The organism is Phaeodactylibacter xiamenensis (genome assembly GCF_000759025.1).
Lineage (GTDB): Bacteria > Bacteroidota > Bacteroidia > Chitinophagales > Saprospiraceae > Phaeodactylibacter > Phaeodactylibacter xiamenensis.
This window is the reverse complement of sequence record NZ_JPOS01000090.1, coordinates 42,647-58,430: the sequence shown is the minus strand read 5'-3', so window position 1 is coordinate 58,430 and position 15,784 is coordinate 42,647. Positions and strand designations below refer to the sequence as shown.

At 51.0% G+C, this 15,784-nt stretch carries 12 protein-coding genes; 4 read left to right on the top strand and 8 right to left on the bottom strand.

What is annotated here, in order from left to right:
* Nucleotides 1–12: 12 nt before the first annotated feature.
* Nucleotides 13–363: a hypothetical protein gene (locus IX84_RS26275; RefSeq protein WP_052516426.1), complete on the bottom strand. Its 351-nt coding sequence runs from the start codon at nt 361–363 to the stop codon at nt 13–15.
* Between the two features lie 10 nt (nt 364–373).
* Nucleotides 374–1,687 carry an SLC13 family permease gene (locus IX84_RS26270; protein WP_160213950.1) on the bottom strand — a complete coding sequence of 438 codons (1,314 nt, stop codon included), beginning with the start codon at nt 1,685–1,687 and terminating at the stop codon, nt 374–376.
* Nucleotides 1,688–2,187: 500 nt separating this feature from the next.
* On the opposite strand from IX84_RS26270, the gene IX84_RS26265 reads away from it, so the two are divergent.
* The 3 genes from IX84_RS26265 to IX84_RS31575 all read left to right on the top strand — a co-directional run bounded on the left by IX84_RS26265 (nt 2,188) and on the right by IX84_RS31575 (nt 9,354).
* The gene (locus IX84_RS26265) at nt 2,188–5,058 is read left to right on the top strand and encodes a SusC/RagA family TonB-linked outer membrane protein (RefSeq protein ID WP_044228217.1); all 2,871 of its coding nucleotides are present in this window, start codon (nt 2,188–2,190) and stop codon (nt 5,056–5,058) included.
* A gap of 41 nt (nt 5,059–5,099) precedes the next feature.
* The gene (locus IX84_RS26260; RefSeq protein ID WP_044228214.1) at nt 5,100–6,407 is read left to right on the top strand and encodes a RagB/SusD family nutrient uptake outer membrane protein; all 1,308 of its coding nucleotides are present in this window, start codon (nt 5,100–5,102) and stop codon (nt 6,405–6,407) included.
* A 298-nt stretch (nt 6,408–6,705) separates the two neighbouring features.
* A complete protein-coding gene (locus IX84_RS31575) occupies nt 6,706–9,354 on the top strand; it encodes a gliding motility-associated C-terminal domain-containing protein (RefSeq protein WP_052516425.1) in 2,649 nt (882 codons plus the stop codon).
* A gap of 8 nt (nt 9,355–9,362) precedes the next feature.
* Here the strand turns inward: IX84_RS31575 and IX84_RS26250 are convergent, their stop codons facing one another.
* The 4 genes from IX84_RS26250 to IX84_RS26235 form a co-directional block, all read right to left on the bottom strand.
* Nucleotides 9,363–10,421 carry a sensor histidine kinase gene (locus tag IX84_RS26250; protein WP_044228210.1) on the bottom strand — a complete coding sequence of 353 codons (1,059 nt, stop codon included), beginning with the start codon at nt 10,419–10,421 and terminating at the stop codon, nt 9,363–9,365.
* Between the two features lie 51 nt (nt 10,422–10,472).
* Nucleotides 10,473–11,159 carry a response regulator transcription factor gene (locus IX84_RS26245; protein ID WP_044228207.1) on the bottom strand — a complete coding sequence of 229 codons (687 nt, stop codon included), beginning with the start codon at nt 11,157–11,159 and terminating at the stop codon, nt 10,473–10,475.
* A gap of 124 nt (nt 11,160–11,283) precedes the next feature.
* Nucleotides 11,284–11,553 carry a DUF4296 domain-containing protein gene (locus IX84_RS26240; protein WP_044228204.1) on the bottom strand — a complete coding sequence of 90 codons (270 nt, stop codon included), beginning with the start codon at nt 11,551–11,553 and terminating at the stop codon, nt 11,284–11,286.
* 83 nt (nt 11,554–11,636) lie between these two features.
* Nucleotides 11,637–12,134 carry a SixA phosphatase family protein gene (locus IX84_RS26235; RefSeq protein WP_044228902.1) on the bottom strand — a complete coding sequence of 166 codons (498 nt, stop codon included), beginning with the start codon at nt 12,132–12,134 and terminating at the stop codon, nt 11,637–11,639.
* Between the two features lie 201 nt (nt 12,135–12,335).
* Here IX84_RS26235 and IX84_RS26230 point away from each other — a divergent pair, with 201 nt between their 5' ends.
* A complete protein-coding gene (locus tag IX84_RS26230) occupies nt 12,336–13,127 on the top strand; it encodes an SDR family oxidoreductase (RefSeq protein ID WP_044228202.1) in 792 nt (263 codons plus the stop codon).
* Nucleotides 13,128–13,378: 251 nt separating this feature from the next.
* Here IX84_RS26230 and IX84_RS26225 read toward each other — a convergent pair whose 3' ends face one another.
* Both IX84_RS26225 and IX84_RS26220 read right to left on the bottom strand, forming a co-directional pair.
* Nucleotides 13,379–14,827, bottom strand: a complete 1,449-nt coding sequence (locus tag IX84_RS26225) for a T9SS type A sorting domain-containing protein (RefSeq protein WP_044228199.1) — start codon at nt 14,825–14,827, stop codon at nt 13,379–13,381.
* 129 nt (nt 14,828–14,956) lie between these two features.
* Nucleotides 14,957–15,766, bottom strand: a complete 810-nt coding sequence (locus IX84_RS26220; protein ID WP_044228196.1) for a DUF1853 family protein — start codon at nt 15,764–15,766, stop codon at nt 14,957–14,959.
* Nucleotides 15,767–15,784: the final 18 nt, after the last annotated feature.

The window sequence follows — 15,784 nt, the reverse complement described above, 5'->3', positions numbered from 1 at the left end:
AAACCCCGGAGATTACTGTTTTTCTCCGGGGTTTTCTTTTGGATCATCGATATGGTCCTTCTTTTGGATTAGCCGCAGGACCTCCTTAAACTCTTCGATATCCTGCTCTTTTCGGTCTTCGAACATGCGGGCAATATTTCTGCCGCTCATGAACTCGCCGCTGCGGTGTATGCCCCGCAGGAAGGAATCATACCCTTTGCCGTGGTGGTAGTAGCCCAGGGGGGCAATCACATAACTGGCCACGAATGACCCGCAGGACTGGCACTGCACAAAAACCTTATCTGACTCGCCGATTTTCCGGACCAGGATATTCCTCATATCCGTAGAATCACAAAATTGGCAATGCTGAGCGTGAAGTTCCATAGGTTAGGGTTTAAAAGAATAGGGGAATATAGAAAATACTTGTGATCGCAGTACCGATCAAAGCCAATAAAGTTAGGATAAGGCCTGCAATTAGCATATCCTTTGCCTGCAATAGGCCGGAGCCAAAGGCAATCGCGTTAGGCGGAGTACTTACCGGTAGCGCCATTGAGGTGGAACACATGATGGCGATAGCAATGGAGAACAGCAGCTCATTGCCGGGCAGAGAAACTGCGACCGGTATCAGGAGGTTGGCCGTAGCTGTATTGCTCATCACGGTAGTCATGCCGGCCGCCATAAGGAGCAGAATAGCAAAGACGAACATAAAGCCCTGATCCATAGGTATGGCATGAGCGATAGTGTCGGTCAGCCCGCTTTCGTCCAGTACCACGCCCAGGCAGAGGCCGCCACCGAGCATGAAGAGGATGTCCCAGGAAATATTCCGGAAATCAGCCGTATTGAGCAAGCCAATACCGAAGCTGGTAATAATACATAACAGCCCAACAAATCCAGTACTGAGCCCTGTCATGCCACCGGTAAGCCAGCCCAGGATAGTGAGAACGAAGATGACCATGACAATCTTTTGCCTTACAGTAAAGTTATCTGCTGAAGCCGGGTCTTCATCTATGGTAATTTCAATTTCTCCGGGAGGATAGAGCCGCAGCAACAGTTGCCATAGCGCCGCAAGCAACAGTAGCAATAGCGGAATACTGATGATCATCCAAAGGGCGAAGGAAATTTCTATGCCCGCCCGGTTGAGGTATTCCATGGCGATGGCGTTGGGCGGCGTACCAATAGGCGTACCCAGCCCGCCAATATTACAGGCAAAGGGAATGGCCAGAGCGATGGCTTTGGAAAAGGCAGACCCTGCCGGGATTTGAAGAATCAGGGGCCCCACAATGGCAAACATCATTGCAGCCGTAGCTGTATTGCTCATCCACATGGACAAGAGTGCAGATATGGCAATCAGGCCCAGGAGTACCCGTTCGGGGGCACTGCCGGTCTTTTGGATCATCCAGTTAGCGATGCGGCGTGCCAGCCCGAATTTGTTGAGCAGAGCAGACAACACAAAGCCACCCATGAATAAAAGGGTGATATCCCCAAAAAAGGCTTGAAGGAAATCATCCTTTTGGGCTGTTTTGCCTAGTCCTTCGAGGACAGGGAGCAACCAAAGGACACTCATTGCCAGTACCCCCATACTCGTAATATAAAGGGGGACTGTTTCTGTAATCCAGAAAAGTGCTGTGATCAGAAGAATAGTCAGCGCCACAGATTCGCCCGGCCCCAGCCCCAAGACAGCCCGGTACAGACCGAATGAATGGGCCAATAAAAAGGCGATTGCGATGCTTAAAGCAGGCCAGTGAGGTCGGAGTCGTTGGAAAATCAGTTCCATCTCTTTAGAATTAAGCGCCAATATTAGGTGATCTCACCGGGATGCCAAAGTTTGGCCTGGCTGATATTTATCACTTTGAAAATGAGTGTATTCTGTATTGTTTGTTTTGAAGGGGTATTTGCCAATTATTGACGGGTGAATTGCCAGTTTTATCGAAAAAAATAGAAGAAAAATGTAAGTGTGAGAAAATTTACTATATTTATCCCCCAACTAACAGCAGGGCTAAATCACAAATCTGCACCCCGGTTCCAGCCCGTCAGGTTATTGGGACACAAGCAAAATTAGCGATTCATAAGACCGGAAGCTGTCTGGCTTTTTTAGTTCAGCAGTATAAAAACCATGTGCCACGGATGTGTACCTGGCTCTATTATTATGTCAAAGTGGCTTAATGCCACCGTGCTTTGCATTCATTAGTTCATTAAACTCAAAATTGTATGAATTACGCTACAAAGTTCAGCATGCTGCTGGCTTTGCTGTTCACTACTGCAACAGCAATGGCTCAGTTCAATGTGACTGGCAACGTAACCGATGGGAGTGGGGAACCTCTGATTGGGGTTTCCATCATTGTCAAAGGTTCCACAACGGGTACCGTTACTGATTTTAACGGTGATTTCAACCTAAATGTTAAAGGGGAGCGTGCAGTCCTTCTGTTCTCCTACACCGGCTTTGCCTCCCAGGAAATAGAGGCTACTCCGGACAACAACCGCCTGAATGTTACCCTGGAAGAAGACATTGCCGATCTCGAAGAGGTGGTGGTGACGGGCCTTGCTTCTGGTGTGAAACGCTCCAATCTGGCGAACAACGTATCTACCATTTCGAGCCAGGAACTTACCGAGGTGACCACTCAGCAGACCATAGATGGTGCTTTGTACGGTAAAATGACCGGCGTAAACATCATTTCCAGCTCCGGTGCGCCCGGTGGTGGTATTGCTATGCGCCTGCGGGGGATTTCCTCCCTGACGGGCAACAACCAGCCGCTGTTTATTATTGATGGGGTCTATATCAGCAATGCGGAAATCCCGAGTGGCCTGCGTTTTGCTTCCGGTGCGAACTCCGGCTCTGAGGAGAATGCTTCCAACCGTTTGGCAGACCTGAACCCTGAAGATATTGAAAGCATCGAGGTCCTGAAAGGCGCTTCAGCCGCTGCTATCTATGGTACCCGGGCCAACGCCGGTGTGGTCATCATCACGACCAAGCAGGGGCAGGCTGGCAAAACCAAGGTCCGCTTCGAGCAGGACTTTGGTGTGAACACCATTCAGCGCTTCGTAGGCCGCCGTCAGTACACGGCTGCTGAAGTGGAAGAAGCCTTCGGTCCGGATGAGCGGGCTCGTTTCGAGCGAGCCGTAGCAGATGGTGAAGTGTTTGACTACGAGCAGGAGATTTATGGCAATGACGGTTTCATCACAGATTCCCGTTTGTCCATCTCCGGTGGTAATGAGAAAACGACGTTCTACTTCAACACCAGCTACCGGGATGAGGAAGGTATTATTGAAAATACCGGCTTCGAACGCTTCTCCATGCGTTTGAATGTGGACCACCGCATTTCTGATAAGATCAAAATGGGCGTTAATGCCAACTACATCAACTCTTTCGCCAGCCGGAGCTTTACCGGTAACGAAAACGAGGGTGGCCTGAGCTACGGTTACAACCTGGCATTTACACGCGACTGGGTGAACCTGTTCCCGGATGCGCTGGGCAACTACCCGACGAACCCTAATGCGGCAGGTAACCCTATTTTTGTTCGCGATAATACCTGGAACGAAGAGCGTAATAACCGCTTCATTTCCGGTGCCAATATGGAGATCAATCTTTATCAGACCGACCGTACGATCTTTAAGCTGACGGGTAATGTGGGTGTTGACTTCCTGCTGAACGAGACCTCCGTTTACGTGCCGGAAACCCATCAGGCACAGGCGGGCGGCAACAACGGCTTTATTGGTGAGGGCCGCAATGGCTTGCTGAACTACAATTATCAAGCTTTTGCCGTTTTGGACCATTATACGGAGAGCAATATTAACTTCAACACACAGGTAGGGGTGACTTACCTCAATTTTGACCGTGATCTGGTTCTCAACCGGGCCACACAGCTGATTCCAGGACAGACGAACCTGCAGAACTCTGGTGCACAGCAAATCAGCCAGGCTTTGGCTACAGAAGAAGACTTTGGTTTTGTTGCTCAGGAGCAAGTCAACTGGGACGACAAAATCATTGGTACTGTAGGTATCCGCTTTGACAAGTCGAGCCTGAATGGTGACCCCAATCAGTTTTTTGCCTTCCCACGGGCATCGCTGGCGGTCAACGTAGCCAACTTTGACTTCTGGAGCATCAATAGCATGAATCAGTTCAAGCTGCGGGTAGCTTACGGTGAAACGGGCAGCAGTGCCTCTTTTGGATCGCTGTTCACGACGCTGGCTTCCACTAATATTGGCGGACAGGTAGGTATCCGTGCAGGCGGTAGTCTTGGTAATCCAAACCTGGAGCCTGAAACTTCTCAGGAACTGGAATTTGGAGCTGACTTTGGTATCCTGAACAACAAACTGAATCTTGGCGTAACTTACTACATCCGTGATGTAGAGAACCTGCTTTATGACTTTGACATCCCATCTTCTACAGGCTGGGCGGATGAAAGCCGGAGCGATTTTGACCTTCGTAACCAAGGCTTGGAGGTACAGCTGGGCTTCACTCCGGTCAATCGTGAGAAATTCCAGTGGAACTCTACAGTAAATTACTGGTACAACCGTTCGGAAGTGACCCGCCTGGGCGTACCGCCATTTGTTCCGACCGGTGTTGCTTTTGGTCTGGGGCTGGGTACCTTCTTTGTTGAAGAAGGCGAGCCTATCACACAGCTAAAGGGTAATGGTGCAGAGGGCCCTGTAACCATTGGTGATGTGGAGCCTGACTTCCAGTTGGGCTGGTTTAACCAGATTAAGATTGGCAACAACATCGACTTTACCTTCCTGACCCATTGGAAAGAAGGAGGCGACGTACTCAATCTGTCCCGCCTGCTAACCAACCTTGGTGGTACAACACCTGAGGAATACGCTGACCTGGTTGGGTTTGTAGAGGATGCTTCCTACTTCCGTTTGCGTGAGGTTGGTCTGTACTACACCCTGCCTAAATTCAGCAATACCATTAGCCGTCTGCGTGTTGGTGTTTCCGGCCGTAACCTGCTTACACTGACAGACTACAGCAGCTACGACCCTGAAGTTTCCACCAAAGGAACAACTGGCTTGTCTACAGGTATTGAAGTAACGCCTTTCCCAAGTACACGTCAGGCTTATTTCCATGTTACTGCTGAATTTTAATGACACCGACCTATTGTTGAATTTAAAAAGGAAACATTCCTATGAAAAATATAAATCTGATCATAAGCACATTATGCCTGCTGGTCCTTGGTGCCTGCACTATCGACGAGCAGTTTGATCCCAACGCGCCCAGTGTGAGCGCAATTCTTTCCGAAGCAGAGCCTAATGAGCTGGACCTCTTGGTCTACGGGGCAGAAGCCCGGATGCGGACGGCCTGGGATACCTATATCACTTCCACAGGTACGATTGCCAGAGAGCTTTACATCTTCAATGCAGACCCTCGTAACACCGAGGATTTGCTGGGCAAAGAGGGGCGCAGCCTGGACAATAATACCTTTTACCTCACTGCACCGCGGGGGACCCGCTATCAGGTAGTGAAGAACGTAAACCTGCTGCTGGAAGCGCTCCCCAATGCTCAGGGGGCTTCTGAAGCGGAGCTCGCCGGCTACCGTGGCTATGCAAGAACCGTTAAAGCACTGATGTTCCTGCAGGAGCTCATGCGCCTCAACGACAACGGCATTCGTGTGGATGTCGCTGATCCGGAAAACCTGGGACCATTTGTCAGCAAAGCAGATGCTTTCACTGAGATTTTCAGCCTGCTGGACGATGCCTATGATGATCTTCAGGGTGCCGAATTCCATTTTGCACTCTCGGCAGGCTATGCCGGCGGCTTTGATACACCGGAAGGTTATGCTGAGTTTAACCGCGCTATAGCAGCCCGGGCGGCTACCTATGCACAGCAATACGATAATGCGCTCAGCTACCTGGAGGATTCCTTCCTGGACCTGGATGGCGATATCACTGTTGGACCGGAAATGATCTTCAGCACCGCTTCCGGTGATGTACTGAATCCGGTATTCAAAATTCCCGGGCAGAGCGGCGACCAAATTATTGTCCACGACTCCTACATTGAAGATATCCGGGAAGGCGATATGCGTTTGTCGAAGTTCCGCCCACGGGTGGATGCTACCTCTCAGGACGGGCTGAATGGTACGCATGAGACAGCTCTGTATGAGTCTGCGCTTTCGTCAATCGATATCATCCGTAACGAGGAGCTGATCCTGATCTATGCGGAAGCGAGCATTCAGGAAGGTAGCCTGGATGATGCAGTGACGGCACTCAATGTGATCCGCAATGCGCATGGATTAGGCGATTATGATGGAGATGTTAACCGCGATGCACTGATCGACGAAATGCTGTACAACCGCCGCTATTCTTTCTGGGCGGAAGGGCACCGTATGTTTGACCTGCGCCGCTATGGTTTGCTGAATGCGGATAACCTGTCGATTGACCGGCCTGGTGATCAGGTATTCCAGCAGTTCCCGATTCCGCTCAATGAGAATCAGTAAATAGCAAGTAAGGGCCTTAGGTACTGATTGCAGTATGCCCCGGAAGCGAAATAATGGCTTTCGGGGCATTTGTATTTTAACAGGCCGAAACCGACCGTTCCGTAAAGCTTCATTTCAACCGGGCTGTACTTATGGCAGATTGTTATATCTTTGCCGCTACTACAGCAACAAATCAAATCTCCAATCTTGATTACCCCGGTCAGCCTTAAATCAATTTCCAGGTATTGGAAACGGGCGGTCTGATCTATAGTACAGGCCGGGCTCCTTATGCTTTTTGTTTCCGAAAAAATGAATCGCTATGAATATTCGCTTAGCAGGCTTTGGTCTCTTTTTGCTGCTGTTTGGAAGGATAGGTTTTGCTCAGGATTGTGATAATTTCACCATCACGGTATCAGGAGACACCACGCTGTGCACGCCTGGCGAACCGGTGCCGGTTGCTGCTTCTTTTTCGGTCACGCCATTTAATTTTCAGTGGTCGCCCGGTGCGGGGCTGGCCGACCCCTCAGCTGCTGTGACGACTGCAACCCCGGCAACGACTCAAACCTATACCATCACCGCACAGGCGATAGGCGAAAACCTCATTTTCAACGGCGACTTTGAACTGGGCAATGCCGGGTTTACGACCGATTACGGGCAGGGGAGTGGCGGGCCAAACGGGCCCCTGCATAACGAAGGTGAGTACCTGATTAGCAACAACCCGATGTCTACCCATGAGGACTTTGCCCCCTGCGGCGACCACACCACCGGCAATGGCAATATGATGGTGGTGAACAGCTCCGATCAGCAAAACGACGTCTGGTGTCAGGTGGTGAGCGTTACGCCCGGTACAGACTATGCCTTTTCGGCCTGGGTCGCTTCCGTGACTATCGAAAACCCTGCGAATCTACAGTTCTCCTTCGATGGGGTTTTGTTGGGCAATACCGCAGCAGCCACCCCGGTGACCTGCGATTGGGTGCCCTTCTATGCCACCTGGAATTCGGGGGGCGCCACTGATGTGGAAATTTGTATCACCAATGTCAACAGTGAGTCTACAGGCAACGACTTTGCACTCGATGATATCAGCTTTGGGCCGGTTTGTGAAGCCACTGCGGAGCTAACCATCACCGTGGGCGAAACGCCAGATACAGTAACGGATGTAGTTTGCGAAGTTGGTACGAACAGCATACTCTTATCCTGGTCGCCTACGATGGGGGCAAGCACTTACCAAATAGATGTACTCGACGGGCCGGTAGGGACCTTCACTTCCGATACGACTTACCTGATCGAAGGGCTGACGGAGAATCAGCAGGTCAATTACGAGTTGTTTGCTTTGTCAGCAGAAGGTTGTCTGAGTGATGTTTATTCCGGAGGGTGCACCACACTGGAATGCCCGGGTTACACGTTGGAACTGGAAGGGGCAACCGAGATTTGCGAAGGGTCGCCTCTGGACCTGGCCCTGCTGATTGAGACAGAAAGCCCGGGCCCCTTCACTTTGGAGTATACTTACAACGGACTGACGAGTACCCTTCCGGGGTTGCAAGCCGGGGTGAACACCTTGTCTGTGCCGGTTCCCGGCAGCGGGAGCATCGCCATTTCCAGCTTTTCTGACAGTAGCGCCCCGGCCTGTACCTACGATGGCCTCTTTCCGGCTCTGGACTTTACTGTCGTGCCTTTTCCAGCTGCCGGAGTAGGGAAAGATCTGGACTTTTGCGCAGGACTGGACAGCCTGTTAGAGCTGAGCGCCATTCTGGCCGGAGCTGACACAGGAGGGACATGGGCGGTTACAGGAGGAGGTGTGCCCGATGATGCACTTGATGCCTCCACCGGACAATTAAACCTGGCGCAACTGGCTATTCCGGGAGCGGTTCAAATTGCCTACCTGCAAAACAATGGCATTTGCCAGCCGGACTCAGCCTTTTTCAATCTGGATATTCTTCCGGTACCTGTGGTGGAAACCGGTGGGCCATACAGCCTCGACTGCGATAGGGAGGAGGTCGTTATTGGCAGTCCCGCTATGGCCGGGTTTGCTTATGCATGGACCCCCCTGGACGGAGGCGTGCTTTCCGATACCGGCATCGCTAACCCCACTGCCTCTGAAGCGGGCGATTACGTGCTGGAAGTTACGAATACGAGTACCGGATGTGCCAATGCCGACACTATAACTGTAGCCGACAACCGCGCTACCCCTGAATTGGTCGTCAGTGTCACTAATCCGGGCTGCACGCCAGATGGTACAGGAAGCCTAAGCGTGGATAGTGTCGTTGGTGGTCAGGCGCCCTATTTGTTTGGCATAAATGATCAACCCTTGCAGCAATCTCCGTTTTTTTCGGGGCTGGAAGCGGGGAGCTACAGCCTCCTTGTACAGGATGGCGGGGGCTGTGAAGGCGTGGCTGTATTCGACCTGGAATCAGAGGCTCCGGCGGCGTTTCGGCTGTTCTCGCCCGGGCAGGGGGATGAGCCTATCATTATCCCAGGCGATTCTATAGACCTGGTAGCGCAACCGCTGGATGCGGGTACGGAGCTGCCCGATAGTTTGGTTTGGGAGCCGACAGTATGCCAGGGTTGTGCAACGGTGCGGGTGAGCCCGGAGCGCACCACCACCTACACCGTTACCGGCCTAACGAGTGAAGGCTGTACCGTTACGGCAAGGATCGTAGTGGAAGTGAATAATGTGGAGCGGATTTATGTACCTACGGCCTTTTCACCGAATAACGATGGTATCAATGATGTGCTCCGGCCCTACGCCGGTCCGGAATTTGTCCGGGGGGTCAGCTTCCGCGTTTTTAACCGCTGGGGTAGCCTGGTTTATGAAGCAAGCGATTTCCAGCTTCCTGCCAGTCAGATGGGTTGGGAAGGCATGTACAAAGGGGAAACGGCTCCGGCAGGCGTTTACGGGTATCATTTGGTGCTGGAACGAGGCAATGGCATCACCGTGGAGCGGTCAGGTGAGGTGAATCTGATCCGGTAGCTCGTCAGCTAACTCCCCTTTTTGAGGGTGAACCCAAAAGTAGAGCCCAGGCCGGGCGTACTGCGTACATTGATGGTCTGCTTGTGCGCCTCAATGATGTGCTTCACAATGGACAAGCCCAGCCCCGAGCCGCCACGTTCTCTGGAACGGCTTTTGTCCACCCGGTAGAAGCGGTCGAAGACGTGGTTGAGGTGTTTTTTTGGTATGCCCAGCCCATTGTCCGCAACTTCGATGAGGATGTTACCGTCCATGTCGTAGAAACCGATGCGGGTGCGTCCATTTTCTTCCCCGTACTTGATGGAATTGCTTACTAGGTTGGTCAGCACCTGACGGATGCTTTCCCGGTCAGCCTGCACCTTGAAGCCCTGAGAAGCCCCATCCTTAAACTCCAGGGTGATGTTGCGCTGCTTGGCCTTGAACTCCAGATCTTCAAAAACCTCTGCTGCCAGGGCGTGTATGTCGAAGCTTTGAATTTCCAGCATCAGCTCTCCGGATTCGAGGCGGGAAATGGCTTCGAGATCCTCCACTATGATGTGCAGGCGCTCCAGGTTTTTGGCGGCTTTTTTGAGAAAGGTAGTGTTTACGTTTGGGTCTTCCAGTGCCCCGTCGAGCAGGGTGTGCAGGTAGCCCTGAATATTGAAAATAGGTGTTTTGAGCTCGTGGGAGATGTCGCCAACAAAGTTGCGGCGGTACTCCGCCCATGCCTTATACTTGTCCAGTTCCTCCTGTTGTTGTTCGGCCCATTCTGCGACTTGTTTTTCCACCTCGTCGATGATGTTTTCGCGCACATCAATGTTCTTATTTTTCTCCTGTGGGGAGACTTTGTGCTTATGGATGGTTTTATAGATGAGTTTGATCTTGCGGTAGATATATTTACGCAGGTAAAAAATGGTAATCAGGTAAGCAGAAGCAAAAAGGGCTATGCCGAGCAGTGCCAGGGTGAACATCCAGGTGAGCTCAAAGCGGGCACGGACGCCCTCAAGCACGCCCCAGACCAATAGGGAAGAAACCGTAATATACAGCGCTACAATTTGTGCGATTTGCTGTGGCGTAGGGTTTTTCAGCATTAGGTTGTGGTGGTTATCTTTAAAGGGGATTATGAGGCGGCTGTACCGGGCCTAAAACTCAAACTTATAGCCAATACCTTTGATGGTTTTGATGTAGTGGTCTCCGATCTTTTCCCGGAGTTTCCGGATGTGGACATCAATGGTGCGGTTGCCGACGATGACATCGGTGCCCCATACTTTGTTGAAGATTTCCTCTCTGGAAAAGACTTTTCCGGGTTTGGATACAAGCAGGAAGAGCAGCTCGAATTCCTTTTTAGCCAGTTCTATAACGTCTTCTCCTTTGGTGACCGTGACCCGGTCCCGGTCGATGATGAGATCGCCGATAGACAGGGTGTTCGGTTCCTCCTGTTCTTCCTCCCAGCGTTCGGATCGCCGGAGCAGTGCTTTGATCCGGCTGAGAAATACCCTGGGACGGATGGGTTTGGTGATGTAGTCGTCGCCACCCACATCAAGGGCTGCAATTTGGGAGTAATCCTCCTCCCTTGCAGTCAGGAAGGTGACCAGGGTATTTTCAAATCCTGGTTTACTACGCAATTGCCGGCAGACTTCCACGCCGTCCATTTTTGGCATCATGATATCCAGGATGATCAGGCGGGGTTTGACTTGTTCGGCAGTCTTGATCCCATCTTCTCCATTGGATGCGGTAAAGACTTCAAATCCTTCCTTAACGAGATTATACCGGATGAAATCAAGTATATCTGGTTCATCATCCACAATGAGAATTTTGACAGGGTCCATCTATGTGAGGATTGGTTGAAAAAGGGGCTATATAGAGTAGCCTAAGTCGCATGCCGTCAAAGTTAATGGCTTCGAAAGCTGGATTTAGCGAATGAGGCATTAAGTATATGTTAAGAAATGGAGGTCAGTCCCGCTCTTCCGGTTTTTTGGCCTTGGCGTTGAGTTGTTCCACGCGCTCCATCACCTTGTCATAGAGGTCCTTCATTTCTGCCGGTTTTTCGCGCATGGTTTCCAGGGTTTCCTGCACCTCCACTGAGTCTACCCCGTGTATGGTGTAGATTTGCTGGTAATAGGCCTGAGACATGCTGTCTTTGGTTTGCCCTCTGAGGGCCTGCAGGGCAGCTTCTGCAATATGGATATCAGCCAGCACCTCAACCAGCTTTTCCTCTGGCATAGTAGGTTTTTCTTCTGGGGTATGACAGCCAGAACACCATAAACCAAGGAAGCAGGTTAGCAATAAATAGGCAGTATATCGCATCAGGAAAAATACTGTTTAGGGTAATGAAATTCACTCAGGCGGCCGGTTTGAGCGGTAAATGCAGCCCAGTCGTCCACTTCCGCATCTACTCTAAACGTCCCACAGGTCGGAATATTGGCAATAAAAGTCTCGGCAAAGGAATTGGCAAGGGTGGTCCAGGTAGGGTTGTGCCCGAAAAGGTACACCACTTTCCATGCAGGATCAAACTTTTCGATCAGCCGCAAAATATCTTCCGGGAAGGCTTCGTAAATGAGGGGCTCCTCCTGCACCTGGGCTTCCGGGTATTGAAATGCTGCAGCATAGAATTTAGCAGTAGTACGGGCGCGAACGGCAGGGCTTGTGATGATGCGGTCAGGGGCTAAGCCCTTGGCATGCAGCAGCTTGCCCATGAATGGTGCGTCCCTGAGCCCCCGCTTATTCAGGGGCCTTTGAAAATCTCTTAAACTGGGATCCTCCCAACTGGATTTTGCATGTCTGACAAAATAAATGGTCTTCATAGTTTGATGTGCGGATCGGAGGTAGCCTTTTTGCAGGCGCCTCAGGGTTATGGGAAGGTAATTTAAGGCTTTTTGCAAAAGATTAAATCGTTTACAGTTGCAATGTCGTTTTGTGGGTTTCGAAGGTGGCCCTAAGAGAGATTTTGGAGGCAGCATCTGAGGATTCGACTTTTTTCGGTTAATTTGCAAAAAAAACGAGGGATGCATTTCAAGGATAAAGTAATTTGGATTACGGGGGCTTCTTCCGGGATAGGCGAGCATTTAGCGTATGCTTTTGCTGAGCACGGAGCAGATCTGGTATTGTCTGCCCGTAATAAGCAGGAATTGGAGCGCGTGCAGCAAAATTGCCCCCGTAGCAGCCGGGTATTGCTCCTGCCGATGGATGTCACGGAATACGATAAGGTTTCTGGTATAACTGCCCGGGCGATCAACCATTTCGGTAAGATTGATGTGCTGGTCAATAATGCGGGTATCTCTCAGCGCTCCCTTGTGGCGGATACAGATTTGTCAGTAGACCAAAAGATCATGGATGTCAACTTCATCGGTACGGTGGCGGTAACCAAGGCGGTGTTGCCATACATGTTGCGCCGCAAGCAGGGGCAAATTGTTGCCATAAGTAGTGTGATGGGGAAAATCGGTACACCGAGAAGGTCCGCTTATGCAGCGTCCAAGCACGCATTGCATGGGTTCTTTGACTGCCTCAGGGCTGAAGTCTATGAGAAAAACATTGGGGTGACCCTGATCTGCCCGGGCTACGTGCATACCAATGTCAGCATCAATGCGCTGACCGGTGATGGTTCTCCCAATAACAAGATGGCACAAACGACTAAGCAGGGGCTGGAGCCCAATGATTTTGCCCGCAAAGCACTGCTGGCGATCTATAAAAAGAAAGAAGAGGCGTACATTGGCGGTAAGGAAATTATGGGTATTTACCTAAAGCGTTTTCTGCCAGGTGTACTGTCCCGTGTGGTGCGGGGCATGGATGTAAACTAGTGGTCTGTCAAGGCTAAAACTAAGGGTTGCCTGCGGCGACTTTTGAGGCTACTCTTCGTTGGATAACCCCTTACGTAGCGCTGCTATGCGCGGGAACATCCGCCTTGATTAGCCTCAAAATTCGCTCCCACTCAACCCATAAATTAACACTTGACAGACCACTAGTGCAGCGGCTCCTCACTCCAGGTTGTTGCATTGTAAACTAAAAGCCCCGGCAGAAATTCCTGCCGGGGCTTTTTAGCGCTGTTTTCTTACTGCTTCACTACACTTTTCGTGCTCGTCCCGTCTTGAGTCGTGATTTGGACCTGGTACAAGCCAACTGGCAGGCCGCTCAGGTCAAATGCTGCCTGATGCGTGCCGGAAGGCAGTGTCGTGAACTCCTGTGTGAGGAGGGCTTGGCCTGTAGCATTGATGCAGTTGAGTTGCACCGGGCTACTTTCATTCAGCACATACTGCACCTGCACCAAATCCTTTGTGGGGTTTGGGAAGACGGACCACCCGGCTACCGCTTCCGCATTAGGAGTACCGCTCACATTGGCTGCAGCCAAAAACTTCACAAATACTTCTGTACCCTGAAAATTACTGATGTCGGCAATAGAGGTGCCATACTCATCCAGTACGAGAATAAACCCGCCTTCATTGATGCCGTCACCTTCCTCATCGTAGAATCGCAGTTCATAGCAGCCTTCCGCTTCAAGGGACAGGCTAACTTCTTCATAGGTACTGTTGGCCAGCGTACCTTCTGCTACCGCATTGCCATTCTCATCGACAATTTGCCAGCGGTTGTTATGGTCTTCTGCATCGCTGTCAGATTGGATATAAAGATCAAGATTCACAGAGACCAGAGGGGCTTTGACGAAAGGTACCAGGACCTCGTTGTTGGAAAGGTCATCATCGTCAGAAGGGAGTACCAGGGAGAAGGTATTCAGTCCCGGCTGTAAGTCTACGTTTTCAAAAAGGACAGGGGCTTCCGCACCGGTAGGCAATTCGCCAATCCAATCGTAAGTGTCTACAAGTTCTCCATCGCGCCGAAGTTCTATTGTAGCAGCGGTCAGCGGTTCACTGCCTGTGTTGTAGAGGTTAGCGCTGACAAAACCATCGTAGCAGGAGCTGTTGCCGATTTCATAGGTGTGAATGGCCGCGTCCTGTTCCAGTAGAGGCTCATCATTGCAGGAAAAAGCCTGACTGACCACGTAGTTGACAGTCCAGGTATTTATTCCAGACCACATCTGCGGAACTTTTACTTGCATATCAGGACAGATCATGACCACCGTGGGGTACCCCAGCAAGCCATAAGCCGCCTGAAGCTGAAAGTCTTCCACATCAATTATAGGGTAGGGGGTGCCATTGATCCAGTTGCCTTGTGAAGGCCAGGCTTGCCCGGTGAGTTGTTCGTAGGAAGTGCTGGGGTCCCCCTCTATGAAAAGGACCATGATTTCGTCGCTGCCATCCGGGCCATAGGTTTCATAGACTTCTTCCATTACACCGCTTGTATGCAAATTCCAACAGGGCGCGCACCACGTTGCTGAGATGATCATTACCACGGGTTTGCCTTCGCTAAGGTAATCGTAGAGCCTGTGGTCATTGCCATAGATATCAGTTAGGGTGAAAGGGGTTGCCCAATCGCCTGGCTGTAGCTGGGCTTTGCCTGCAAATGAAGTGATCAGGGAAAGAAGGAGAATGAGGTAGTGTTTTTTCATGTTGATTCAGGTGATTTAATGGTGAAAAATTACCACTTAAAAATACCTGAATTGCCGGTCTGTCGCAACAGGATTTGACGAACACCATCCTTTGACCGATAAAAGGTTGGCGTGAATACCCGAAGCGGATCACCAGAACACAACAAAGCATCTGATTATTTTACCGCTGTTCTGCCGCACCCAAACCATGGGTGACCGTTTCTGATCTGTTTCGGTTTTTAGAATCGGGCGGGCCTCAGGGTAGGGGAGCCATTGTACCTTAGGGTGAGGCGAGATCAGCCAGTCGGGCTTTTGCGGGATGAAGAAAGCTGCATTCCGGAAGGCCTCTAATTCCGGCAGGGTTAAGTAACAGCCTGCAATACAGTCCTGGTTAAGTGGGGCAACGTCAAGTTCCTGTTGCTGATAAGGCAAAAAGAGTTGTGCCTTAAAGCATAGCCTTTGCTCCAGCGCCCCGGCCACCAACCCGTATGGTCTCAGGTACGTACTTGTTACTTCACTGTGCAAAAGGGGGAATTGTTTGCGGTGCAGCTTTTTCAGTTTCTGTACCAAACGGTCCTTTCGGTTGGGCCCAATCCAGGCACCTAAAGGTGTTTCGTGTTTTTCAAGGGTATCGAAGAGGTAAAACTTGTACGCCACTTCGAGGTGAACGGGCTGGCCTTCGAGGTAAAACAGGGCATCGATTTCACCCACCGTTCGTTTGTCCTGCTGTATTTGAAGATTGTCGCAAATCCAGGAGACCGAAGGGCGCTTTTTGAGCGCATTAAAAACAAAAGCCTCCGCCAGTTTGCCAAGCCGGTGCTGATCAAAGGAAGCTTGCTCCGCCAAAGGCTCAGGGCTAAGAGAAAGCGCTATTTGCCGGAAAGGGGATACGGTCGTGCCTTCCCAGAGTGGTGGGGTGGCGAGGCAGCCGAGATAACGTTGCTGAGTGCGTGGATCCATACTTTGCTGAAAGTACGA

Bases quoted from the DNA above. Each gene is read 5' to 3' on its own strand.
- IX84_RS26275 (WP_052516426.1), bottom strand. From the start codon at position 363: ATGGAACTTCACGCTCAGCATTGCCAATTTTGTGATTCTACGGATATG.
- IX84_RS26265 (WP_044228217.1), top strand. From the start codon at position 2,188: ATGAATTACGCTACAAAGTTCAGCATGCTGCTGGCTTTGCTGTTCACT.
- IX84_RS26260 (WP_044228214.1), top strand. From the start codon at position 5,100: ATGAAAAATATAAATCTGATCATAAGCACATTATGCCTGCTGGTCCTT.
- IX84_RS31575 (WP_052516425.1), top strand. From the start codon at position 6,706: ATGAATATTCGCTTAGCAGGCTTTGGTCTCTTTTTGCTGCTGTTTGGA.
- IX84_RS26250 (WP_044228210.1), bottom strand. From the start codon at position 10,421: ATGCTGAAAAACCCTACGCCACAGCAAATCGCACAAATTGTAGCGCTG.
- IX84_RS26245 (WP_044228207.1), bottom strand. From the start codon at position 11,159: ATGGACCCTGTCAAAATTCTCATTGTGGATGATGAACCAGATATACTT.
- IX84_RS26240 (WP_044228204.1), bottom strand. From the start codon at position 11,553: ATGCCAGAGGAAAAGCTGGTTGAGGTGCTGGCTGATATCCATATTGCA.
- IX84_RS26235 (WP_044228902.1), bottom strand. From the start codon at position 12,134: ATGAAGACCATTTATTTTGTCAGACATGCAAAATCCAGTTGGGAGGAT.
- IX84_RS26230 (WP_044228202.1), top strand. From the start codon at position 12,336: ATGCATTTCAAGGATAAAGTAATTTGGATTACGGGGGCTTCTTCCGGG.
- IX84_RS26225 (WP_044228199.1), bottom strand. From the start codon at position 14,827: ATGAAAAAACACTACCTCATTCTCCTTCTTTCCCTGATCACTTCATTT.
- IX84_RS26220 (WP_044228196.1), bottom strand. From the start codon at position 15,766: ATGGATCCACGCACTCAGCAACGTTATCTCGGCTGCCTCGCCACCCCA.